Source organism: Comamonas sp. A23 (assembly GCF_004522605.1).
GTDB lineage: Bacteria > Pseudomonadota > Gammaproteobacteria > Burkholderiales > Burkholderiaceae_C > Comamonas > Comamonas thiooxydans.
This window is the reverse complement of sequence record NZ_RSDT01000002.1, coordinates 363,892-385,394: the sequence shown is the minus strand read 5'-3', so window position 1 is coordinate 385,394 and position 21,503 is coordinate 363,892. Positions and strand designations below refer to the sequence as shown.

Sequence of the window (21,503 nt, the reverse complement as noted above, 5' to 3'; positions counted from 1 at the left end):
TTCTCCTTGGTAAAAAATCAGCTGCCGCGGTAGGTGTTGAAGAACCACGGCGAGCACAGCATGGGCACGTGGTAGTGCTGGGCCGCGTCGAAGATGGAAAAGCGCACCAGCACTTCTTCCGACAGCGCCGTGGGCTCCTTGAAATGCTCGCCTGTGTAAAAGCGCAGCTCGAAGTCCCCGGTGCGGGCCGCGGCGGCGGGCAGCATGGGGGCGTCGGTGCGACCGTCGGCATTGGTACGGGTGCTGTTCAGGCGCTGCGCCGGGGTCTGCGCCACGTCGTAGAGTTCCACCCGCATGCCGTCTATGGGGCGACCGGTGGTGAGGTTGAGTACATGGGTGCTGATGCCTGCCATAGTGGTCTTTCGATGGGTTGCGATAGAGCGCGGATATGCCGGCTCAGCTGCCGCGCGAATAGGTATAGCTCCAGGGGCCGAACTGGATGGGCAGATGGATGCGCTCTGCCGTGTTCACGATCTGGAAGCGCACCGGCACCTTGGACAGAAAGGCCGGGCGCGGCAGCTTGGCGCCCTTGGCAGCAAAGTACTCGTCCACGTGCAGCAGCATTTCGTAGCGGCCGCTGCGGTAGCTGTCGTCGATCAGCAGCGGTTCGTCGGCCCGGCCGTTGGCGTTCACGACAAAGCTGCGTATCGGCACATAGGTTTCGCCGTCGAAGCGCGAAAATTCGATGCGCAAGCCCGTGGCTGCAGAGCCATGGAAGGTGTCCACGGCATGCATGGTCAGGCGCGGGCTGACACCATGCAGCACGATGGGGCCGGTGGTCTGGGCCGGCACTGCCGGGGGGGTGTCGGCGGCCAGCGCGCCGTGTGTGCCTGTCAGGGCCGAGGCGCCGAGCACGAGGCCCGAGAGTGCGAACCGTCGGCGCGACGGGGGCGGTGTGGGTGTGGGATGCATGCGGGATGACTCCTTCAGACGTTCTTGCGGCGCTGGATGCGGGCGACGAAGGCGATGGCGAGAACGGCTGCCAGCGCTTCCACGATGGCCACCAGGTACAGGCCCGGAGCGACCTTGCCGGTGGAGGCCTTGATCACGCCCATCAGATAAGGGGCACCGAAGCCGGCCAGATTGGCCACCGAGTTGATCAGCGCCACGCCCACTGCAGCAGCGCCGCCGCTGAGCAGCATATTGGGCATCTGCCAGAACACGGGGATCGCGCTCATGGTGCCCACCAGTGCCAGGACCATGGCCGTCAGCGCCACGATCACGGGGATGCTGTCCATGCCCATGGTGAAGGCCAGGGCCAGCATGCCCACGGCGCCCAGCAGGGCCGAGCCCGCGAAGTGCCAGCGTACCTCGCCACGGTGATCGGAATGGCGACCGTTGATGATCATGCCGGCCGCGCCGAGCAGATAGGCTGCACCGGCGATCCAGCCCACCTGCATGGGCGAGGTGAAGCCCGCTTCGCGAATCACGGTGGGAATCCAGAAGGTCAGCGTGGAGTTGGCGCACAGCAGGCAGAAGAACACGGCGATCAGCAGCCACACCATGGGGTTGCCGAACAGGGTGCGCCAGTCGCTGTGGCGCTCGCCCTGGGCCTTCTGGTCGATTTCGAGCTGCTGGCGCACGACGGCGCGGTCCGTGTCGGTGAGCCATTTGGCTTCTTCGGGGCGGTCGGTCATGTAGAAGTAGGCAAAGATGCCGGCCAGCACCGAGGGGATGCCTTCGATGATGAACAGCCACTGCCAGCCGTGCATGCCGTGCGCGCCTGCAGCCCAGGTCATGATGCCGCCAGCCAGCGGGCCGCCGATGACGCCGGCGATGGCCGAGGCCGACATGAAGGTGCCGAAGGCCTTGGCGCGGCGCTTGGACGGATACCAGTAGGTCAGGTAGAGGATGATGCCGGGGTAGAAGCCGGCCTCGAACACGCCCATCAGAAAGCGCAGGATGTAGAACTGGGTCGGTGTTGTCACCCAGGCCTGCAAGATGCAGATCAGGCCCCAGCCTATGGTGATGCGCATCACCGTCTTCTTGGCGCCTATCTTCTGCAGCAACATGTTGGACGGCACTTCGAACAGGAAGTAACCGATGAAGAAGATGCCGGCACCCAGGCCGTAGACGGCTTCGCTGAACTTCAGGTCGTCGAGCATCTGCAGCTTGGCGAAGCCGATGTTGACGCGGTCCAGCCAGGCCAGCACCCACAGCACGCCCAGAAAGGGCAGCAGGCGCCAGGAAATCTTGGAATAGGTGGCGTCGACCTGATCGACGGAAGCAGCGGTGCCGCTGATCGGCACATGATGAGCACTCATGGCAAGTCCTTGTCTCGGAAATTTGTTGTTGGGTTTGCGGACACTTGCATGGTCGCGACTTGTGGCGATATGCGAAACTAAGCGCCTGCTATGAGCCGCATAGCAAAATGCATATCTCTAGGGAAAACACGTGTCTCGCAGCGAAGAACCGTTCGATACCTATTTGCTGCGCGTGCTGTGCACCCTGATCAGCGAAAAAAGCGTGTCGCGCGCGGCAATACGCCTCAATCAGTCACAACCGGCCATCAGCGCGGCGCTGCGGCGATTGCGGGCCATCTTCAACGACCCTTTGCTGGTGCGGGACAAGAACCGCATGGTGCCGACGGCGCGCGCGCTTCAGGCCGTGGAGCAGGCGCGTGCGGCGCTGGGCCTGATCGACGGGCTGCTGAGCGTCGGCAAGGAATTTGTGGCCGAGACCACGCAACTGCGTTTCACCATCGCCATGCCCGACTATCTGGCACCGCCCTTCATGGCGCGTGTGGTCCAGCTCATGCGAGCGCAGGCACCGGGCGCGAGGCTGGTCCTGCTGCCGCTGGGCCAGAACTTCGACTACGAGCAGGCCTTGCAAAGCGGCGAGGTGGATATCGTCATCGGCAACTGGCCGAGCCCGCCCGAGCATTTGCACATGTCCACGCTGCTCGAGGACGAGGTGGTCTGCCTGCTCGATGAAAAGCATCCTCTGGCCGGGCCGGGCCGGCTCACGGCCGAGCACTATCTGCAGGCCGCGCATGTGGTGTTCACGCCTTATTCGCCCGATCAGCGCGGCGTGGTGGAGAGCAGTCTGGGCACCATGCGCGTGAGCCGTGACGGCCGCGTGCAATGCTCGCATTTCTCGATGGCGCCGGATCTGCTGGTGGGCACCGACCTGCTGCTGACCACCAGCCGTCATTTCGCGGCCTATCACGCCAAACGGTTGCCGCTGGCCATGGTGCCTCTGCCCATGGGCAACCGCGTCATGCGCTTCTACCAGCTCTGGCATTCGTCCCGGCACCGGGATGCCTCCCATATCTGGCTGCGCGCTCTGCTCAATCAGGCCTCGCAGGTGCTGACGGCATCGACGTAGCCGGCTGCTATACGGGCTATAACAAGCCAGCACTGTGAGGCGGGAAACGCGCTTCCTACACTGGCCTCATGACTAGCACCACTACCTCCTCCATCCCCACGCTCGACGAGCTCAACGTCATGACGCACGCAGACTTTGCTGCCGCGCTCGGCGAGGTTTTTGAATACGCCCCCTGGGTGGCCGAGGCTGCAGCGCAGCAGCGCCCCTTTGCCAGCCTGGACGCACTGCACCAGGCCATGCTGGCCGCCGTGCATGGCAGCCCGCGTGAGCAGACCCTGCGCTTTCTCTGTGGCCACCCCGAGCTGTCGGCCAGCGCCGTGCGCTCCGGCACGCTGACCGTTGACTCCCAGCAGGAGCAGCAAAGCGCGGGGCTGGGAGATTTGGCGCAGGAGCAGGGCGAGCGCCTGGCCGAGCTGAACCAGGCCTATCGCACGCGCCATGGCTTTCCCTTCATCGCCTGCGTGCGCCACTACACGCGCGCCGGCCTGTTTGCCGAGCTGGCCTCGCGTACCGAGCGCGGCACCGAGCAGGAGTTTGCCGAAGCCCTGCGCCAGATCGGCTTCATCAGCCGCCTACGCCTGTCGCAGCGTGTGAGTGCCCGTAGCCCGCAGCCGGCCTGAATCCCGTTCATCCGTGCAGGAAAAGCCGCGCGACAGAGCTAGCCCGCTTGCCCTGTCGCCGGCCCTGGCCCCGAGTCGCTCAGCGTGCTGGTGGCAGCAGGATGGAGTCGACTCCGTAGACCGAGGCCTTTTTCGGTGCGGAGCCGGTTCGCAGAAGCCCCAGCGCATCCCGGGAGGCTTCGCTGACCGGAGCCCGCAGCGAGCTCGCCAGCCTAGTGATCAAATCGTTCGTGTGAAACAGCACCAGGGGATCGCGCAGATCGGGGTGGCGCTCGCTCACGATGTGATCCACATCCGCCAGGACATGAAGCATTTCGCGCAAACCCATCATGATGCGCAGGTGCAGGACATCTGCCGGAACGCCCAGCGGCATGCGCCGCAGCAGCAGATAGCAGCGCTTGATGCTGCGAAGATTGCGGTGGGGCACCACTTCCCAGGTATCGAGCTGCGGCATGCGATTGATCGCGGAGAGAAATCGCACATAGTGGTTGTTCTCGGCGCCGCTCAGCATGGTCTCAGCCAGCGGCCACACGGCAATGTGCAGAACGTCTTCCAGACTCGGCGGGCTTGCACCCTGCAGCAATGCATCAAGCAGGCTGCTGCGTTGCCGCTCCACTGCAGGGGTTCGGTAGTCGAAGATTGCGCTGATCACTCCCTCCAGCGAACCGAAATGGTAGTGGATCGCCGAGAGGTTGCGGGCCCCGGCTTCCGCGTTGATGCGGCGCATGGATACCTGACCCACGCCTTCCTCGGCGATCAGCCGCTCCGCCGTTAGCAGCAGGCGCTCACGGGTTTTCATGGCCTTTGCCGGCTTTTCCGGTTCGGTCGCTGCAGCATCCCTTTGCACTCCACATCCTCGCGCTTGAATCAACGCTGGAAGTGTATCCGCCGCAGCAGCGCTGGATTCAGCCCTTTGCAGCCGGCGCCATGGGCGCGGCCAAGGCAAAGCGCAACCAGGCGCCGGCCTGGCGCAATGCTTCCATGGCCGGCGGAACATGCTCTGTCCAGTGCAGAAATGCATGGTTGAGGCTGGGGTAGCGGGTCAGCGTGGTCGTCACGCCGGCGGCGGCCAGCGCGGCCGCGTAGGCCTCGCCTTCGTCGCGCAGAATGTCGTACCCGGCCGTCACGACATGCGCCGGCGGCAGGCCATGCAGCCCGGGGGCCCGCAGCGGCGAGGCGTAGGGATGCGACCATTGATCCTGCCGCGGCAGGTACTGGTCGCGGAACCAGAGCATGGTTTCGGCCGTCAGGCCGACGCCCTTGGCATGGTCCGACCACGACTGCCAGGCCACACCGCAGCCGGCGCAATCGACGACCGGATAGAACAGCAGCTGCGCTCGCAGCGCCGGGCCTGCCTGGTCGCGCGAGCGCAGTGCCGTGACGGCGGCGAGATTGCCCCCGGCGCTGTCGCCGGCCACCGCCAGCCTGCCTGGGTCGGCACCGAAGGCGCGAGCCTCCCGCAGCGCCCAGCGCAGCGCCGCCATGGCATCGTCGATGGCCGCGGGAAACGGATTTTCCGGCGCCAGGCGGTAGTCGACCGACACGATACAGCTGCCACTGGTTTCGCACAGCCGGCGGCAGATGCCGTCGTGCGTCTGCAATCCCATCAGCACGAAGCCGCCGCCATGGAAGTACAGCGTCACGGGACAGGGCCCGGAACTTTCGGGCAGGTAGATCCGGGCGGGCAGATCCCCCGCTGGGCCGGGTATCGCCACGTCCAGCACCAGGCGCACGCACGCCGCCGTGGCGGCGGCGCCATAGCGCTGCGCGGCCAGCTCGCGTGCGGCGGCCGGCGGCAAGGTGTGCGGCGCAGGCTGGGCTTGCGCCAGCCGCACCAGCTCTGCCAGCCAGGGATCCAGCGCCACGGGTTTCGACTTTCGGGCCATCATGGTGTTCGCTCGCTAGGCTAGGTCCTGGGCTGCGACCTCGTGGCTGGGAACGGACCGCGCCGCGGCCTGCGGGCCGCCACCATAGACCAGCGCCCCATCGTCCAGCCGGGCTGCGGGCAGCTCCTCGCTGTCGCGCCAATAGTCCTGCGTGTGCTGCCAGGGCGATTGGCTGCCCTGCTGCGGCATGCGGTCCATGACGCGCATCAGGTAGCCCGGGTTGAAGCTGGAGGGCTCGACCCAGGGCAGCCGCTGCATGCCGGCATCCTCGGGACGCAGCTGCGGCGTAACCTGGGTGGCCTGCTGCTGCTCCATGTGCGCCAGCAGGCGGCAGAAGAAGTCGCCCAGCAGGTCTACGCGCAGCGTCCAGCTGGCCCGGAAGTAGCCGAAGACCCAGAGCAGGTTGGGCACGCCGGTGAACATGGCCCCGCGGTACATCACCGTCTGAGCAAAGTCGACAGGACGCCCATCGACGGAAAACGCGATACCGCCCATCACCGCCAGCTCCAGGCCGGTGGCCGCCACCACGATATCGGCCGGCAGCAGCTCGCCCGACTTCACGCGGATGCCGTCGGCCTCGAAGCGCTCGATCTCGTCCGTGACGACGGAGGCGTCGCCCGAGCGCATGGCCTTGAACAGGTCGCCGTCCGGCACGAAGGCAATCCGCTGGCGCCAGGGCAGGTAGCGCGGCGTGAAGTGCCGGTCCACCATCTCCTGCGAGCCCAGGTGCTCCAGCACGCCCGCCAGCAGGCGCTCGCGCAGTTCCTCCGGCTGGGAAAACGCCGCGTCCACCACGTCCTGCTGTTCCTTGAGCAGCTTGCGGCGCACGATCTCGTGCACCCACTCCTCGGGAATGGACAGCTCGCGCAGCATGTCGGCCACGTCATTGGCGTTGCGTCCGGTCTTGAAGTAGGTGGGCGAGCGCTGCAGCATCGTCACATGCGCGCAGCGTCCGGCGATCGCCGGGATGACGGTGGCCGCCGTCGCGCCGGAGCCGATCAGCACCACGCGCTTGCCGCCGAGGTCCAGGTCCTCGGGCCACTGCTGCGGATGGATCAGGGTTCCCTGGTAGTCCTCCATGCCGGGCCACTCGGGGACGTAGCCCTTGTCATGGTGGTAGTAGCCCTGGCCCATCCACAGGAAGCAGGCCTGGATGGCGAAGGGCTCCTGGGTGTCCGTGCACACGCCCCTCACGGTCCAGCGCCCTTCCTCCGTCGACCAGGACGCGCTCAGCACTCGGTGCCGGTAGCGGATGTGCCGATCCAGGCCGTTCTCGTGGACGATGTCGCCCAGGTACTTGAGGATTTCCGCCCCGGTGGCGATCGGTGCGCCGACCCAGGGCTTGAAGCGGTAGCCGAAGGTGTAGAGCTCGCTGTCGGAGCGGATGCCGGGGTAGCGGTGCGTCCACCAGGTGCCACCGAAGCCCTCTTGCTCGTCGAGGATGGCGAAGCTGCGGTGGGGCGACTGGTGGCGCAAGTGGTAGGCGCCGCCGATGCCGGAGATACCGGCACCGATGAAGAGTACATCGAGGCATTCCGCGGCTGGATCGGCGCGGTCTCCGCGAAGCTGGGGGGAAGAAGACATGGACGCTCCTGGCAGGAAGGGTGGGGTCGGAGGATTACCGGTCGAAGACGATGACAGTGCGGGTCGTCTCGCCGCGGCGCAGCGCCTCGAAGCCCTCGTTGATCTGCTCCAGCGGAATCCGGCGCGAGATCAGCTCGTCGATCTTGAGCCGCCCCTGCAGGTACAGCTCGACCAACGCCGGAATATCCTCGGGGGGCCGCACCGAGCCCAGCATGGAGCCGCGCAGCTGCTTTTCCTGCAGCAGGTCCATGCCGGCGACGCTGACCTTGGCGCCGGGGCCGAAGATCCCCAGGATGGTGGCCACCCCGGCCGGCTTCAGCATGGCCCAGCACTGCTCGACGGTGGCCGGCAGGCCTATGCACTCGAACGCATAGTCCACGCCGCCGCCGGTCAGCTGCCGCACCTGCTCCACCACATCGCCGCTGGAGGCGTCGATGGTGTCGATGGTGTCGGTGGCGCCGAACTGCCGCGCCTGCTCCAGCTTGTGCGGCAGCCGGTCGATGGCGATGATCCGGGCCGCGCCGGCAATCTGTGCGCCATTGATCGCGGCCAGCCCGATGCCGCCGCAGCCTATGACGGCCACGCTGGCGCCGGCACGCACCTGCGCCGTACGGAACACCGCGCCGGCGCCGGTCGTCAGCGCGCAGCCCAGCAAGGCGGCGCGGTCCAGCGGCATCTCCTTGGAGATGCGCACCAGGGTGCTGCGGTGCACCAGCATCTGCTCGGCAAAACCCGAGAGGTTGTAGACCTGGCTGACCGGCGCATCCGCCGCGCGCAGGCGCCTGGCCTGCCCCGGTGGCTGCTTGACGTTGGTGTCTTGGCACAGCACCAGCCGGCCAGCGATGCAATGCGGGCAATGGCCGCAGAACGCGGCCAGCGTGCCCACCACGTGGTCGCCCGGCTGCAGATCGCGCACGCCGGAGCCGACCTGCTCGACCACGCCCGACACCTCATGGCCCAGCACCGCCGGCAGCGGCAGGTTGGGGCGTATGCCTTCCTGCATGTGGATGTCGCTGTGGCAGATGCCCACGGCGGCGGTGCGCACCAGGACCTCGTCGGGCCCCGGCGCCGCCAGCTCGATGTCGCGGATGACGAAGGGCTCGTTGAATTTCTCCAGCACTGCAGCTTTCATGGGGTGACTCCTTTTTCAAATCAGGTACGGATCAGACGGTAGGCGTCGGTGATCCAGGCTTTGTCGCCCTGGATCTGGCGGCGGAACTTCTCGGGGTCGTCCTCCACGTCCACGGACTGCCCCGTGCCTTCGAAGCGCTCCCGCACCTCGGGCAGTTGCGCCACGCGCCCCAGCATCTTGGACAGGCGCTGCACGGAGTCGGGCGGTGTGCCCACGCGGGCTACATAACCGCCCCAGTAGCGCAAGGGGTCCACCGGGATGCCGGCCTCCTGCAGGGTCGGCACCTCGGGAAAGTCGGACCAGCGCTGGGCATCGAACACCGCCAGCACCTTCACCCGTTTCGACGGGGCATACATCTTGGCGAAGAGCGCTGGTGCCATATAGCAGTCGACCGCGCCGCCGATCAGGTCCTTGACCGCATCGGGGCCGGTCTTGTAGGGAACGGGTGTGGCCATCACTCCCGCAGCCTTGGTGATCTGCGCCATCTTCAGGTGCTCCAGCCCGGCATCGCCCAGGGTCACGTAGTTCAGCTTGCCCGGCCTGATGCGCGCAAAGTCGAGCATCTCGCGCAGGGACTGGAAGGGCGAGTCTCCGCGCACCAGCAGCACGATGCGCGAGGTGCCGACCCGGGTCAGCGGGATCGTGCTCTTTTCCAGGTCGAACAGGCGCTGCGTCACCTGGGTGGCGACGTAGCCGCTGTAGATATACAGCAGCGTGTTGCCGTCGGCCGGCTGCCCCGCCAGCGCCTCCAGCGAAATCACCGACTGGCCACCGGGCCGGTTGTCAACGAGCACCGGCACCTTCAGCTCGGCCTCGATGCCCGGCGCCATGGCCCGCACGATCGCATCCGCTGCCCCGCCCGCCGCCGTGCCGACGATGATGCGCAGCGGCTTCCTGCCGCCGCCCAGTTGCGCCATCGACGGCAGCGAAATGCCGGCGGCCCCTGCCGCAGCCATCTGCAGCATGGCCCGGCGCGTGATCCGTGTGGATTGCATGTCGTCTCCTGGAAGAGTTCTGGTCGGGACACCGGGCCGGCCGCATTGCCTGCCCGTCATGGATAAAATTAAATCATGTGATTTATTTTGTCCAGAGGGTGAATGCTGCCATCGGGCTCTCGCCGCATCGGGAGCGGGTGGGTGCAGCGGTTGCCGGCAACGCTTTCAATGCAAGAGCCCAGGACAGGCGTGGCGCGGCTCTCCTATCTACTGCGGGAAGGGAGGAGAGATTGCGGTTGCCGCAGGGCAGGGGGCTTGGCGGTGCAGCGGGAAGCCAGGCGGCCTGGTCCGGGCAAGGCCGCCTGTTGGCGCCGGATGGTTGGCGCGACGAGCGTGTGCACTGCATCTGCCAGGGCGGCCATGACCGCTTCGAGATGAGGTGAGAAGGCCTGAGCACGGTGCCATACCGAAATCAGGTCAGATGCCCGCGAATTGACTGTCCAGCTTTAGGTATTCAGCTCATAAGCGGGGCTTTTGCAGGCTTGCTGCCGTATCAGGCAAATACGCCGGCGGTTTCCTGCAGGTTGGACGACAGCATGTCCAAGTGGTGCAGGGTGTCGCCGCCGGTCATCTCCATCTGCGTCAGGCGCTTGAAGTCGTTGCTTCCCACGTATTCATAGGTCACGCCTATGCCGCCATGCATGGCAGCCCGCGCGAGCAGACCTTGGACTTTCTCTGCGGTCACCCCGAACTGGCCTCGCGCATCAAGCGCGGCACCGAGCAGGAGTTTGCCGAAGCCCTGCGCCAGATCGGCTTCATCAGTCGCCTGCGCCTGTCGCAACGCGTGAGTAGTGCCAGCAGCCTGCAGGCAGCCTGAGCCCCTATCGCCGCCCAAGCCCCGCAATGCGGGGCTTTTCTTATGCTGGCTGGCGGGTTGGCACCATATGTCGGAGTTTGCTGCCCATGTGCAGCAGATGCCGCCTGGAGCGTGCTGGCGCGGCCCAGGCTGCCTACTGACGCAGTGGGAGTTCTCGGCACTGGCTGAAATCCCCGCATGCTTGTGATTGAATTCGGGTTTAGACCTCATTTCTCGTTTTCATGATCGTCAGAGATCGCCCGTCGGGCTTCAAGCTGCTGTGGATTGTCCGGGGCTCGGTGCTGCAACGCATCAAAGGCGTGCTTGCCGTCAACATCGTGCTGGCCATCATCGTCACCGTGGCGCATGGCACGCTGTTCCACACCAAGATTCCCATCACGCCGATCCCGTTCACCCTGATCGGCCTGCCGCTGGCGATTTTTCTGGGCTTTCGCAACAACACCGCGTATGCGCGCTACTGGGAAGGACGCAAGCTCTGGGGCGAGATCGTGATCTATGCACGCACGCTGGCCCGCCAGTGCCTGAGCCTGATCGAGCTCGATCACCCCATAGACCCGCGCCAGCGGGCCAGCGATGTGCGGGTGCGCATGGTGCACCGGGCCGTGGCTTTTTCTCATGTGCTGCGGGCCCAGCTGCGCGGCCTCAAGGACGATGTGGCGGCCCAGCAGTGGCTGACCCATGCCGAGTGGCGGCGCCTGCAACTACTGCCGCTGAATCAGCGCACCGATGCGCTGATGCTGGCCATGGGCAAGGATCTGGGCCAGTGCGTGCGCGAGCAGCGCATAGACCCCTGCCTGGCCGTGGAGCTGGACCGCACCCTCAACGGCTTCACGACGGCTGCAGCCTCCTGCGAGCGCATCCGCAATACGCCGATTCCGTTTTCCTACACCTTGCTGCTGCACCGCACGGCCCATCTGTACTGCTTTTTGCTGCCTTTCGGTCTGGTGGACATCACGGGCTTCATGACGCCGTTTGTCGTAGCCATCGTGGCCTATACCTTCTACGGTCTCGATGTGCTGGGTGACGAGCTGGAAGAGCCATTCGGCATGGAAAGCAACGACCTGGCACTGGACAGCATCTGCCGCAGCATCGAGATCAGCCTCAGCCAGTCGCTGGGCGACCCCCAGGTTCCGGCGCCGCTCAAACCGGTGGACTATCTGCTGACCTGAGGTCCTCCAGAATGCAAAAGCCCTGAACTCGTCATTCAGGGCTTTGTTCTTGATAGCGGCTGGAGCCAGTGTTGGCTAGACCGTGGCGCGATCTTCGTCCACGGCCTTTTGCCAGGCCTGGTACAGGTCCTCGCCGGCATCGCGCACTCGGTGGCTGATGACGGGCAGTTCGCGCCGGCCTTCGGGGCGAGCCAGTTCCTCATAGCCGCGCGCGGCCGACAGATCGTAGGGCTCGCCGTCTTCGTTGGAGTAGGCGAAGTACACCTGTTTCACGCCGGCCAGCAGCATGGCGGTGTGGCACATGGAGCAGGGATAGCCGCTGGCATACATGACCGAGCCGGACAGATCCGTGCTGCCCAGGGCCTTGGCGGCAATGCGCAGCGCCTGCATCTCGGCGTGGGCCGTGGGATCGCACAGATCATCGACCTGGTTGACGGCGCGCGCCAGGACCTTGCCGTCACGCACCAGCACGGCACCGAAAGGCCAGGTCGCGGATTCGCGGCCCTTGACATTGCCCATGGCCAGGCGGATGGACTCCAGCAGATACTTTTCGCTGTCTTGCTTGCTCATGCATGTCTCCTTTGATTCTTGTGAATGGCGCAAGAATCATAGGAAGAGCGATAGGGCCCATAGTGCATGCAGGAAGCAAAACAGCACGCCGAAGCGTGCTGTTGACTTTTAGTTTTGGGTTGAATGCAGTTGCCGTGATTTTGATGAATATTGATGCAGGCTTTCAGGCAAAGACGCCGGCGCTGTCCTGCATATGGGCCGATACCGTGCCCAGGTGGTGCAAGGTGTCGCCGCCCGTCATCTCCATCTGGGTCAGGCGCTTGAAATAGTGGCTGCCCACATATTCGTCCGTCACGCCGATGCCGCCATGCAATTGCACGGCCTGCTGGCCCACATAACGCATGGACTGGCCCAGTTGCACCTTGGCGCGGGCGATGGCGACATGGCGCTCCTCGGCAGGCGCGACCAGCTTGAGCGTGCCGTAGTAGCTCATGGAGCGAGCCAGCTCCAGCTGCATCTTCATATCGGCCACGCGGTGGCGCAGGGCCTGGAAGCTGGAGATCACCACGCCGAACTGCTTGCGCTGGTTCATGTACTCGGTGGTGAGCTTGAGCGTCTGCTCCATCACGCCGACGCCTTCGGCGCAAAGAGCGGCATTGGCCACATCCTGTGCCAGGGTGAGGGCAGCCACGCCATTGGTGGTGATCAGGGTGGCCGCTGCTGACCGGCAGACCAGATCGGCCGCGCGACCCTCATCCTGCGTGGCATAGGGCTTGGTGGCGACGCCTTCGCTGCCGTTCTCGACGAGGAAGAGCGCGATCTTGCCGTCGAGCTGTGCCGGCACGATGAAGGCGTCGGCCTGGTCGCCTGCAGGAACAATGTTTTTCGTAGCATCTACCGTATAGCCATCGCCGGATTTAGAGGCTTTTGCGGCGCAAACATCAATCTGGTAGCGCGCCTTGCGCTCCTGCGATGCGAGCACAACCAGCTTTTCACCGCTGGCGATACGGGGCAGCCAGGCTTGTTTGACGGCTTCGTCGCCGAACTGACCGAGCAAGGCGGAGGCCACGAAAGCCTGGGTCAGAGGCTCCATCACCAGACCGCGGCCCAGTTCCTCCATGACCACCATCACATCGACCGCGCCCTGGCCCAGGCCGCCATATTGCTCGGGCACGGTGAGGGCCGTCAGGCCCAGCTCGGCCAGCTCGTTCCAGACCTCGCGCGAGAAGCCGCCTTGTTTGGCAATGCCCTGGCGTCGCTCGAAGGTATAGCCCTTGTCCACCCAGCGGGCCACGGCATCGCGCAGTTGCTGCTGGTCGTCGGAAAAATCGAAATCCATATTTGTCTCCTGCCACCAGGCCGCAATTGGCGCGAAGCGCCAAACCAGCCCAGCGAAGCTCAATCTAGAACCCCCTCCCGGAGGGGGCACGGGGGAGTAGTCCTGTTTCGCAAAGCGAAGACGGTTCTTGGCTAGCCAAGAACCGTCTGAGCAACGATGTTTCGCTGCACCTCGTTGGAGCCGCCATAGATGGTGGTCTTGCGCATATTGAAGTAGGTCGCGGCCAGCGGCGCATTGCCCAGCACGTTGCCGGGAAAGTCGCCCTGGTAGCCGGCTTCCATGGCTTCCTGGATATAGGGCAGGGAGTAGGGGCCTGCGGCCAGCATCATCAGCTCGGAGTAGCGCTGCTGAATCTCGCTGCCCTTGATCTTGAGCAGGCCGGCAATGTCCAGCGGGTTCTTGCCCGACTTCATGGCCGAGAGCACGCGCAGCACCAGCATTTCCAGCGCGATCACATCGATCTCCAGCAGGGCGATCTGATCACGAAAGCGCTGGTCTTCCCAGACGCCTTCGGTCTTGGCGATGCGCTTGAGGCGCTCCAGCTCGCGCTTGGCACGGTTCACATCGGCGATATTCGTGCGCTCGTGGCTGAGCAGGTGCTTGGCATAGGTCCAGCCCTTGTTTTCCTCGCCGATCAGCTGGTCGGCAGGCACTTCCACATTGTCGAAAAAGACCTCGTTGACCTCGTGAGAGCCGTCCAGCAGCTTGATGGGGCGCACGGTCACGCCCGGCGACTTCATGTCGACCAGCAGGAAGCTGATGCCGGTCTGGGGCTTGCCCTCGTTGCTGGTGCGCACCAGGCAGAAGATCCACTCGCCGTATTGGCCCAGCGTGGTCCAGGTCTTCTGGCCGTTGACGATGTATTTGTCGCCCACGCGTTCGGCGCGGGTCTTGACGCTGGCCAGGTCCGAGCCCGAACCCGGTTCGGAATAGCCCTGGCTCCACCAGACTTCGCCGCTGGCGATGCCGGGCAGAAAGCGCCGATGCTGCTCCGGTGTGCCATAGGCCATGATGACCGGCGCCACCATCACGGGGCCGAAGGGCACGATGCGCGGCGTGCCGGCGAGTGCGCATTCTTCCTCGAACAAATGCTTTTGTACGGCGCTCCAGCCGGGGCCGCCGAATTCCTTGGGCCAGCCGTAGCCGAGCCAGCCTTTTTTGCCCAGAATCTTGGCCCAGCGCTGCATGTCCTCGCGCGTCAGGTGCAGATCGTTGCGCACCTTGTGCGCAATATCCTCGGGCAGATTTGCCCGCACCCAGCTGCGGATCTCTTCGCGAAAAGCCTGTTCTTCAGGGGTGAATGCCAAGTCCATGCGTTGTCTCCTGCAAATGCTGGAGATTTGTAGCACGCACGTTCTTTTTCTGGCTGTCCGGGTTGCGACAAATGGCGGGAAACCCCAGGGATGAGCATCCCTCTGAGCGGCTGCGCCTGCCTGTCTTTGCGTGGCGTGAGCCAGTTCTTAGCGCCGGCCTGTCGTTTGTAATGAAACATGCTGCCAGCGCTTACTGGATAAAGGCCGGCAGCTATCAGTTTCTGTCTGGATTTATTCAGCCGAGGCAGCAGGCGGTTCCACGCCCAGCGATTCGCACAGCATCTGCACGGTGGCGCGCAGTTGGGCGACTTCGGTTTCGAGCGCATCCACACGCTGCTGCAGGGCCGATGCATTGCCGCCTGTGCTGGCGCTGCCGGTACTTGCAGCCAGGGCGTTGACATCCACCGGGCCGCAAAGCAGGTGGGCCCAGCGCTGTTCGCGGGCGCCAGGGGCGCGCGGCAACTGCACGACCAGCGGGCCGCCTTTTTCCTCGCTGCGTTCGCGCAGTTCGTCGAGAAAGGCTTCGACCGAGGAGATATCGGCAAAGCGGTGCCAGCGCTCGGAGTTGATGCGCAGCTCGCCAGCGGTCTGAGGGCCGCGCAGCATCAGCAGGGCCAGCAGCACGGCCGACTGGTCGGGCACGCCAATGCCGCGCGGGAAGTTGTGCTCCCAGCGTGTGGAGCGCACGCTGCTGATCTGGACCGACAGGGTCTTGAGGCGCAGGCTGTCCAGTGCCTCCTGGGCTTCGCCCTCGCTGACCTCCATCACCGGATCTCGGCTGGACTTCTGGTTGCAGCCCGTGACCAGGCTGTTGAGCGTGAGCGGATAGCTGTCGGGCACGGTGCGGGCCTTTTCCATCAGCGTGGCCAGAACGCGGGCTTCGATGGCGCTCAAAGGGGTGTTGCGTGGGTCAAACGGCATGGGATCTCCTCGAAAGTCTTAGGGCTGCGCACAGGAACTGGTGCAAACCCGATAGGGTTTGTCCGTCAATGCGACAATCGCCGCCCATGAAAAACATCGTGATCCTCATCTCGGGCGGCGGCTCGAACATGGCTGCCATTGTGCGTGCATCCCAGCAGCAGAACTGGGCAAAGCAGTACAACGCCCGCGTGAGCGCCGTGGTGAGCAACAAGGCCGAGGCCAAGGGCCTGGTGTTCGCGCGGGACAACGGCATCGCCACCGAGGTTCTGGATCACAAGCAGTTCGACAGCCGCGAGGCCTTTGATGCCGAGCTGACGCAGGTCATCGATCGCCATGCGCCCGATCTGGTGGTGCTGGCCGGTTTCATGCGCATTCTCACGCCAGGCTTTGTTGCGCACTATGAGGGCCGGCTGATCAACATCCATCCCTCGCTGTTGCCGGCCTTCACCGGTCTGCACACCCATCAGCGAGCGATCGATGCGGGCTGCAAGTTTGCGGGCTGCACCGTGCACCGCGTGACGGCCGAGCTCGACGTGGGCCCCATCCTGGAACAGGCCGTGGTGCCCGTGCTGGAGGGTGACACGGCCGAGCTGCTGGCTGCACGCGTGCTGGTGCAGGAGCACATCATCTATCCGCAAGCCGTGCTCAATCTGATCAAGGCTTGATCAGATTTGATAGCTTCTATCTCTTTATAGGTAAGCGATAGAGCCTATCTTTATGCTGATTTCTGCTCCTTCGCGGGCAGGCGGCGAAAGCGTGGCCGTTCCACGCCGTCGATTACCACCATCTCGTTGAACATGGCAGCCGGGCGCACCCACAGGCCATGCTCGCCATAGAGCGCGCGGTAAAGCGTCATGGGCTCCAGCGTTTCGCTGTGGCGCACCGTGCCTATGACTTCGTAGCGCATGCCTTTGTAGTGTTCGTAGAGACCGGGCTCGGTGGTGATGAGTGCAGGCAGATCGTGGTCGGACATGATGCTTTAAAAAGATGAGCTGTCAACGCTTGAAGGAAAAGGGCTGAAGCCTGTTTTTACTACGAATTGTTTGGAGCAGGCCGGCGTCATAGATTTCTGGTGCCAGCCAGGGCCAGGGCGAGAGTGGGACAATTGCGCCCATGCATCCCAAAGCCCTTCTCGACGCTTGCTCTGAACTCGTCAAGCGCGCCCTGACATTTGAACACCCGGCCGATGCCGTGGTGTCCCGCTTTTTCCGCGAAAACCGCTATCTGGGCCCGCGCGAGCGCGCCACCCTGGCCGAAACCGTCTACACCGTGCTGCGCAAGAAGCTGCTGTTCGAAGCGCTGGCGCATTCGGGCAGCGGCGCACGCGAGCGCCGGCTGGCCATCCTGGGCTTTGCCGCCGTGCTGCGCGAGCAGGCCAAGAAGGAAGGCAAGGTCAAGAACAAGGACGGCCAGGACAGCGAGACCTTTATCAAGGCCGCGCTGACGCCCCAGGAACTCAAGTGGCTGGCTGCCTGCGACGGCGTCAAGCCCGAAGAGCTGATGGAGGCGCACCGCCACAATCTGCCCGAATGGCTGGTCGAGCCGCTCAAGGCCCAGCTGGGCGATGGATTCTGGGCACTGGCCGCCAGCATGGAGCAGGCCGCTCCTCTGGATCTGCGTGTCAACACGCTCAACGACAAGCGCTCCGATCTGCGCAAGGAGCTGGAAAAAGCCGGCATCAAGGCCGAGCCCACGCCGTTCTCGCCCATCGGTCTGCGTGTGGACGGCAAGCCCGCGCTGGCCAAGATTGATGCCTTCAACCGCGGCGCCATCGAAGTGCAAGACGAAGGCTCGCAGCTGCTGGCACTGATGCTGGATGCCAAGCGTGGCGAAATGGTGGTGGACTTTTGCGCTGGCGCCGGCGGCAAGACCCTGGCCATTGGCGCGGCCATGCGCAACACCGGCCGCCTGTATGCCTTCGACGTCTCGGGTCATCGCCTCGATGCGCTCAAGCCCCGTCTGGCGCGTTCGGGTCTTTCCAATGTCCACCCAGCCGCAATTGCCCACGAGCGCGACGAGCGCGTCAAGCGCCTGGCCGGCAAGATCGACCGTGTGCTGGTCGATGCTCCCTGCTCGGGCCTGGGTACGCTGCGTCGCAATCCCGACCTCAAGTGGCGCCAGAGCGTCAAGGCCGTGCAGGAGCTGACGCAGAAACAGGCCGCCATCCTGGAAAGCAGCGCGCGCCTGGTCAAGGCCGGTGGCCGTCTGATCTATGCCACCTGCTCCATCCTGCCAGAGGAAAACGAAGCCATTGCCGAAGCCTTCAGCGCCGCTCACCCCGAGTTCGTTCCGCTGGACGCGGGCGAGGTGCTCGAGCAACTCAAGATTGCCGACGGCGACAAGCTTTGCAGCGGCGGTGACGAGGGTCGACGTTATTTGCGTCTGTGGCCACATCAGCACGAGACAGACGGGTTTTTCGCCGCTGTTTGGGTGAAAAAGGCGTAACTTCGGTGCAAATACGGTATCTGCTGTCGGGGAATCGGCAGCAGCCCGGTCGGCGGTTCACCTAAAATGGCACGACCGTGCTTATCGGGTGGGCACGGTTTTTTGCCAAAGGCTTTGTTATTTATGTCGCTGGATATAGCCTCGATCTGGAATGCCGTCGTGGATTGGATGGCCAATGGCCTGTGGGATCTGTCGTGGTGGCAGTTGCTGCTCTACACCCTGATCACCACCCACTTCACGATTGCGGGTGTCACCATCTATCTGCACCGCAGCCAGGCGCATAGGGCGCTGGATCTGGGGCCTATTCCCTCGCATTTCTTCCGCTTCTGGCTCTGGCTGGGCACGGGCATGGTGACCAAGGAATGGGTGGCCATCCACCGCAAGCACCATGCCAAGTGCGAGACCGCAGATGACCCGCACAGCCCGCAGACGCGCGGCCTGGGCAAGGTGATGCGCGAAGGTGCCGAGCTGTACCGCGCCGAGGCCAAGAACGAGGAAACGCTCAGAAAATACGGTCACGGCACGCCCGACGACTGGATGGAGCGCAACATCTACCGCCATTCGGTGATGGGCCCCTCGCTGATGCTCATCCTGAATGTGGCGCTGTTCGGCGTGATCGGCCTGTCGATCTGGGCCGTGCAGATGATCTGGATTCCATTCTGGGCTGCGGGCGTGGTCAACGGCGTGGGGCATTTCTGGGGCTATCGCAACTACGAGGCGACGGATGCCTCCACCAATCTGGTGCCCTGGGGCCTCATCATCGGCGGCGAAGAGCTGCACAACAACCACCATACCTTTCCCACTTCGGCCAAGTTCTCCGTCAAGCCCTACGAGTTCGATATCGGCTGGGTCTATATCAGCCTCATGCAGAAGCTGGGCTGGGCCAAGGTCAAGAAGACCCCGCCGCGCCTGCGCATGGGTGCCGTCAAGCCCGTGGCCGATGAACTGACGCTGGAAGCCATCATTGCCAATCGCTACGAGGTCATGGCCCGTTATGCGCGCGGCGTTCGCACGGCGGTTCAGCATGAGCTGGATCTGCTCAAGCAGAAACAGGCGCAGAAGTCGGATGTTTCCCTGCTCAAGGGCGTGCAGCGCTGGCTGCACCGCGATGCCGACAAGGTGCCCGAGCGTGCCCAGAGCCAACTGGCGCAGGCGCGCGCTGCGCACCCGGTGATTGACCAGATGCTGGTCATGCGCGAAGAGCTGCGTCAGCTGTGGCTCAACACCAGCCTGAGTCGCGAGCAACTGACCGGTCAGCTGCAGGCCTGGTGCCAGCGCGCCGAGGCCAGCGGCATTGCGGCACTCAAGGATTTCTCCGTCAAGCTGCGCGCTGCCCACGTCTGAGGCCGAGCTTGCCAAGCTGCAGCCAGATTCTGGCAAGCGCGAAGCTCAGGCCTTTTCCCTCTTCAAGCCGCTGCGCTGCCCTGTTCGGGTGGGGGCGGCTTTGCTGTATCCGTGCCGCCGGATATTGAATCCAGGCCGCACCTGCCGGCGTGCTCAGTTGCACCCAGGTGCGACTGGGGCAACGCCAGCTTTGCCCGGTTTGCAGCACCATGACCTGACCGAAGTGATTGTCGGTAAAGCTCAGCGGCCCAATGGCCAGACGCAGCGGCCCTTGCTGGCAGAACAGTTCGCTGCCTGGTTCAAACAGCAGCGACGCGGCCTGGCCGTTGTTGAGACTATGTGTTTTCGGGGTGGGGTCCGGCTGTGACATGGTGGCTAGGGGTCTGTGATTCAGGCCTCAAGCGTAAGGAAGCACGGCTTGGCAGAACAGGCACAGCAAGCGTTCCGTGCAGGCGTAGCAGCGTGGATTGCTGTGCATCTGTTCCGGTATGTTTGCTGACAATCTGTATCTGTTGCAGAACAGGGCTTGCTGGCATGATGCCTGCCCGGTCCTGCGTTTTGTCATCATGCTGACTTCCTCCCTCTCCGAATCACAGCCTGTCGATCATGCGGCAAGCGATGTGCTGCTGCCGCTGTATCAACGGCTGGCCGCGCACTACAGTGCAGCCATAGAGTTGGGGAGCCTGAAACCCGGGGAGCGCATGCCGTCGGTGCGCGAGTTGATGGCGCGGCATGACATCAGCCTCTCGACGGCCTTGCAGGTGCTGCGTTTTCTGGAAGCGCAGGGCTGTCTGGAGGCCAGGCCCCGCGTGGGCTACTTTGTGTGCGCGACGAGGACGGGCGATATTCCTCTGACCAGCGAACCGGACCTGAGCCAGCCGCTGTCTCCCGGCGCGCATGCGCATTTCGTGGGCATCAACGAGCATATTTCTCTGCTGCTCGAGCGCGGCCGTCAGGCCGAGGTCTATATGGACATCGGTGGCTGCACGCCGCCTGCCTCCTTGTTCGATCATCACTATCTGAACAAGACCGTCACCCGGCTGCTGCGCGAGCATCCGACCCTGCTCTCGCAGGGGCGCTCTCTGCTGGCCAATCAGGGCAATCATCCGCTGTTTCAGCAGGCCATGGCCAGACGGGCGCTGGTCTCCGGTATCCGTGTGGCGCCTGCCGATGTGCTGGCAACCACCGGCAATTCCGAAGCGGTGAGTCTGGCGCTGGCTGCCGTGGCATCACCCGGGGACATGGTGGCCGTCGAATCGCCAACCTATTACGGCCTGCTGCAGGTGGTGGAGTCCTTGCAGCTGAAAACGCTGGAGATTCCCTGCAGCCCGCGCACCGGCATGTCCATCGAGGCGCTGGAGCTGGCTTTTCAGACCCAGCCGCGCCTGAAGGCCGTGGTGGTGGTGCCGGATCTGCAGATGCCGCTGGGCGCGCGCATGCCGGATGAGAATAAGGCCAGACTCGTGGCCCTGTGCGCAGCCCATGGGGCGGCGCTGATCGAGGACGACTCCTACGGTCTGTTTGTCGAAGGGCTGGCGGTGAAGCCGCTCAAGGCCTGGGACAGTGTCTCCGGGCATGTGATCTATTGCCAGGCCTTCAACAAAAGTCTGGCGCCGGGCCTGCGCCAGGGCTGGATGAATGGCGGCCAATGGCATGGCCGCATCCAGATGCTGAAATTTGCGCAAAGCCGCAATACCCAGACGCTGGGGCAGCTGGTCGTGGCCGAGGTGCTGGGCTCACCCATCCATCAGCGCAGCCTGGAAAAGCTCAGGCAGCAGCTCAAGCGGCAGCGCGAGGCCATGGCCAGACTGGTGGCACGTCATTTCCCGCTGGGCACGCGCATGAGCCTGCCAGGCGGCGGCCTGTGCCTGTGGCTGGAGTTCCCCGCGCAGATGTCAACCTCGGACCTGTTCACGGCAGCCCTGGCGCGCGGCATACGTATTGCGCCGGGCAGCATGTTTTCCAACTCCGGCAGGTATGAGTACTGCATGCGCCTGGCCTGCACCCATCCGGTCGACGAACTCATGGAGAGGGCGATGCAGGATCTGGGCGCGATGGCCTGCCGGCAACTGGGGCAGAGTCCGCGCAGCTAGCGCTGGCC

Annotated in this window: 23 protein-coding genes; 8 read left to right on the top strand and 15 right to left on the bottom strand. The window is 64.4% G+C overall.

The genetic code is table 11. From position 1 onward, the window contains the following. Positions 1-17: 17 nt before the first annotated feature. From uraH to EIC84_RS06205, 3 genes are read right to left on the bottom strand one after another with little or no spacing between them, the layout of a single operon-like run. A complete protein-coding gene (uraH, locus tag EIC84_RS06215; protein WP_003066142.1) occupies positions 18-353 on the bottom strand; it encodes a hydroxyisourate hydrolase in 336 nt (111 codons plus the stop codon). A gap of 43 nt (positions 354-396) precedes the next feature. Next, complete coding sequence (locus EIC84_RS06210) at positions 397-912, bottom strand: hydroxyisourate hydrolase (protein ID WP_003066144.1); 516 nt, start codon at positions 910-912, stop codon at positions 397-399. Positions 913-926: 14 nt separating this feature from the next. Next, positions 927-2,264 (bottom strand): MFS transporter, encoded by a 1,338-nt coding sequence (locus tag EIC84_RS06205; RefSeq protein WP_003066146.1) that lies wholly within the window; start codon positions 2,262-2,264, stop codon positions 927-929. A gap of 130 nt (positions 2,265-2,394) precedes the next feature. Between EIC84_RS06205 and EIC84_RS06200 the strand changes: the two genes are divergently transcribed. After that, positions 2,395-3,327 carry a LysR family transcriptional regulator gene (locus tag EIC84_RS06200; RefSeq protein ID WP_003066149.1) on the top strand — a complete coding sequence of 311 codons (933 nt, stop codon included), beginning with the start codon at positions 2,395-2,397 and terminating at the stop codon, positions 3,325-3,327. Between the two features lie 68 nt (positions 3,328-3,395). Beyond that, positions 3,396-3,947, top strand: a complete 552-nt coding sequence (gene uraD / locus EIC84_RS06195) for a 2-oxo-4-hydroxy-4-carboxy-5-ureidoimidazoline decarboxylase (protein WP_003066152.1) — start codon at positions 3,396-3,398, stop codon at positions 3,945-3,947. Between the two features lie 79 nt (positions 3,948-4,026). On the opposite strand, the gene EIC84_RS06190 is transcribed toward uraD, so the two are convergent. From EIC84_RS06190 to EIC84_RS06165, 6 genes are all read right to left on the bottom strand, one after another. Further along, a complete protein-coding gene (locus tag EIC84_RS06190) occupies positions 4,027-4,746 on the bottom strand; it encodes a TetR/AcrR family transcriptional regulator (RefSeq protein WP_003066155.1) in 720 nt (239 codons plus the stop codon). Between the two features lie 106 nt (positions 4,747-4,852). Then, positions 4,853-5,836 (bottom strand): alpha/beta hydrolase, encoded by a 984-nt coding sequence (locus EIC84_RS06185; protein WP_134737303.1) that lies wholly within the window; start codon positions 5,834-5,836, stop codon positions 4,853-4,855. A 12-nt stretch (positions 5,837-5,848) separates the two neighbouring features. Continuing rightward, the gene (locus EIC84_RS06180) at positions 5,849-7,417 is read right to left on the bottom strand and encodes an NAD(P)/FAD-dependent oxidoreductase (RefSeq protein ID WP_003067900.1); all 1,569 of its coding nucleotides are present in this window, start codon (positions 7,415-7,417) and stop codon (positions 5,849-5,851) included. A 34-nt stretch (positions 7,418-7,451) separates the two neighbouring features. After that, positions 7,452-8,549 (bottom strand): Zn-dependent alcohol dehydrogenase, encoded by a 1,098-nt coding sequence (locus tag EIC84_RS06175; RefSeq protein WP_003067899.1) that lies wholly within the window; start codon positions 8,547-8,549, stop codon positions 7,452-7,454. A 20-nt stretch (positions 8,550-8,569) separates the two neighbouring features. Further along, a complete protein-coding gene (locus EIC84_RS06170) occupies positions 8,570-9,544 on the bottom strand; it encodes a tripartite tricarboxylate transporter substrate binding protein (RefSeq protein WP_003067897.1) in 975 nt (324 codons plus the stop codon). A gap of 493 nt (positions 9,545-10,037) precedes the next feature. Then, the gene (locus tag EIC84_RS06165) at positions 10,038-10,229 is read right to left on the bottom strand and encodes a hypothetical protein (protein WP_370456491.1); all 192 of its coding nucleotides are present in this window, start codon (positions 10,227-10,229) and stop codon (positions 10,038-10,040) included. Here EIC84_RS06165 and EIC84_RS06160 point away from each other — a divergent pair. Beyond that, on the top strand, positions 10,209-10,361 hold the full coding sequence (locus EIC84_RS06160; RefSeq protein WP_237704491.1) for a 2-oxo-4-hydroxy-4-carboxy-5-ureidoimidazoline decarboxylase: 153 nt from the start codon (positions 10,209-10,211) through the stop codon (positions 10,359-10,361). The two genes, EIC84_RS06165 and EIC84_RS06160, sit on opposite strands and share 21 nt — an antisense overlap. Before the next feature lie 221 nt (positions 10,362-10,582). Continuing rightward, a complete protein-coding gene (locus tag EIC84_RS06155) occupies positions 10,583-11,530 on the top strand; it encodes a bestrophin family protein (protein ID WP_003067890.1) in 948 nt (315 codons plus the stop codon). 75 nt (positions 11,531-11,605) lie between these two features. On the opposite strand, the gene EIC84_RS06150 is transcribed toward EIC84_RS06155, so the two are convergent. The 4 genes from EIC84_RS06150 to EIC84_RS06135 form a co-directional block, all read right to left on the bottom strand. Next, positions 11,606-12,100: a nucleoside deaminase gene (locus EIC84_RS06150; protein WP_003067888.1), complete on the bottom strand. Its 495-nt coding sequence runs from the start codon at positions 12,098-12,100 to the stop codon at positions 11,606-11,608. 163 nt (positions 12,101-12,263) lie between these two features. Beyond that, on the bottom strand, positions 12,264-13,379 hold the full coding sequence (locus EIC84_RS06145) for an acyl-CoA dehydrogenase family protein (protein ID WP_003067886.1): 1,116 nt from the start codon (positions 13,377-13,379) through the stop codon (positions 12,264-12,266). Positions 13,380-13,510: 131 nt separating this feature from the next. Next, positions 13,511-14,692 carry an acyl-CoA dehydrogenase family protein gene (locus tag EIC84_RS06140; RefSeq protein ID WP_003067884.1) on the bottom strand — a complete coding sequence of 394 codons (1,182 nt, stop codon included), beginning with the start codon at positions 14,690-14,692 and terminating at the stop codon, positions 13,511-13,513. Positions 14,693-14,923: 231 nt separating this feature from the next. Next, entirely contained in the window at positions 14,924-15,613 is a 690-nt protein-coding gene (locus EIC84_RS06135) for a YceH family protein (protein ID WP_003067883.1), read from the bottom strand. A gap of 86 nt (positions 15,614-15,699) precedes the next feature. Here EIC84_RS06135 and purN point away from each other — a divergent pair, with 86 nt between their 5' ends. Continuing rightward, a complete protein-coding gene (purN, locus tag EIC84_RS06130) occupies positions 15,700-16,278 on the top strand; it encodes a phosphoribosylglycinamide formyltransferase (RefSeq protein WP_034362742.1) in 579 nt (192 codons plus the stop codon). A 50-nt stretch (positions 16,279-16,328) separates the two neighbouring features. Here the strand turns inward: purN and EIC84_RS06125 are convergent, their stop codons facing one another. Beyond that, entirely contained in the window at positions 16,329-16,586 is a 258-nt protein-coding gene (locus EIC84_RS06125) for a DUF1653 domain-containing protein (protein WP_003067879.1), read from the bottom strand. Between the two features lie 140 nt (positions 16,587-16,726). On the opposite strand from EIC84_RS06125, the gene EIC84_RS06120 reads away from it, so the two are divergent. Together EIC84_RS06120 and EIC84_RS06115 are read left to right on the top strand one after the other, a co-directional pair. Beyond that, a complete protein-coding gene (locus EIC84_RS06120; protein ID WP_003067877.1) occupies positions 16,727-18,058 on the top strand; it encodes an RsmB/NOP family class I SAM-dependent RNA methyltransferase in 1,332 nt (443 codons plus the stop codon). 123 nt (positions 18,059-18,181) lie between these two features. Further along, positions 18,182-19,402, top strand: a complete 1,221-nt coding sequence (locus EIC84_RS06115; RefSeq protein ID WP_003067875.1) for a fatty acid desaturase — start codon at positions 18,182-18,184, stop codon at positions 19,400-19,402. Here EIC84_RS06115 and EIC84_RS06110 read toward each other — a convergent pair. Further along, complete coding sequence (locus EIC84_RS06110) at positions 19,377-19,772, bottom strand: hypothetical protein (protein ID WP_003067873.1); 396 nt, start codon at positions 19,770-19,772, stop codon at positions 19,377-19,379. The two genes, EIC84_RS06115 and EIC84_RS06110, sit on opposite strands and share 26 nt — an antisense overlap. Before the next feature lie 118 nt (positions 19,773-19,890). Here EIC84_RS06110 and EIC84_RS06105 point away from each other — a divergent pair, with 118 nt between their 5' ends. Further along, complete coding sequence (locus EIC84_RS06105; protein WP_003067871.1) at positions 19,891-21,495, top strand: PLP-dependent aminotransferase family protein; 1,605 nt, start codon at positions 19,891-19,893, stop codon at positions 21,493-21,495. Positions 21,496-21,503: the final 8 nt, after the last annotated feature.

Bases quoted from the DNA above. Each gene is read 5' to 3' on its own strand.
- EIC84_RS06120 (WP_003067877.1), top strand. From the start codon at position 16,727: ATGCATCCCAAAGCCCTTCTCGACGCTTGCTCTGAACTCGTCAAGCGC.
- uraH (WP_003066142.1), bottom strand. From the start codon at position 353: ATGGCAGGCATCAGCACCCATGTACTCAACCTCACCACCGGTCGCCCC.
- EIC84_RS06170 (WP_003067897.1), bottom strand. From the start codon at position 9,544: ATGCAATCCACACGGATCACGCGCCGGGCCATGCTGCAGATGGCTGCG.
- EIC84_RS06180 (WP_003067900.1), bottom strand. From the start codon at position 7,417: ATGTCTTCTTCCCCCCAGCTTCGCGGAGACCGCGCCGATCCAGCCGCG.
- EIC84_RS06110 (WP_003067873.1), bottom strand. From the start codon at position 19,772: ATGTCACAGCCGGACCCCACCCCGAAAACACATAGTCTCAACAACGGC.
- EIC84_RS06205 (WP_003066146.1), bottom strand. From the start codon at position 2,264: ATGAGTGCTCATCATGTGCCGATCAGCGGCACCGCTGCTTCCGTCGAT.
- EIC84_RS06105 (WP_003067871.1), top strand. From the start codon at position 19,891: ATGTTTGCTGACAATCTGTATCTGTTGCAGAACAGGGCTTGCTGGCAT.
- EIC84_RS06175 (WP_003067899.1), bottom strand. From the start codon at position 8,549: ATGAAAGCTGCAGTGCTGGAGAAATTCAACGAGCCCTTCGTCATCCGC.
- uraD (WP_003066152.1), top strand. From the start codon at position 3,396: ATGACTAGCACCACTACCTCCTCCATCCCCACGCTCGACGAGCTCAAC.
- EIC84_RS06150 (WP_003067888.1), bottom strand. From the start codon at position 12,100: ATGAGCAAGCAAGACAGCGAAAAGTATCTGCTGGAGTCCATCCGCCTG.
- EIC84_RS06115 (WP_003067875.1), top strand. From the start codon at position 18,182: ATGTCGCTGGATATAGCCTCGATCTGGAATGCCGTCGTGGATTGGATG.
- EIC84_RS06135 (WP_003067883.1), bottom strand. From the start codon at position 15,613: ATGCCGTTTGACCCACGCAACACCCCTTTGAGCGCCATCGAAGCCCGC.
- EIC84_RS06145 (WP_003067886.1), bottom strand. From the start codon at position 13,379: ATGGATTTCGATTTTTCCGACGACCAGCAGCAACTGCGCGATGCCGTG.
- EIC84_RS06185 (WP_134737303.1), bottom strand. From the start codon at position 5,836: ATGATGGCCCGAAAGTCGAAACCCGTGGCGCTGGATCCCTGGCTGGCA.
- EIC84_RS06190 (WP_003066155.1), bottom strand. From the start codon at position 4,746: ATGAAAACCCGTGAGCGCCTGCTGCTAACGGCGGAGCGGCTGATCGCC.
- EIC84_RS06125 (WP_003067879.1), bottom strand. From the start codon at position 16,586: ATGTCCGACCACGATCTGCCTGCACTCATCACCACCGAGCCCGGTCTC.
- EIC84_RS06155 (WP_003067890.1), top strand. From the start codon at position 10,583: ATGATCGTCAGAGATCGCCCGTCGGGCTTCAAGCTGCTGTGGATTGTC.
- EIC84_RS06210 (WP_003066144.1), bottom strand. From the start codon at position 912: ATGCATCCCACACCCACACCGCCCCCGTCGCGCCGACGGTTCGCACTC.
- EIC84_RS06140 (WP_003067884.1), bottom strand. From the start codon at position 14,692: ATGGACTTGGCATTCACCCCTGAAGAACAGGCTTTTCGCGAAGAGATC.
- purN (WP_034362742.1), top strand. From the start codon at position 15,700: ATGAAAAACATCGTGATCCTCATCTCGGGCGGCGGCTCGAACATGGCT.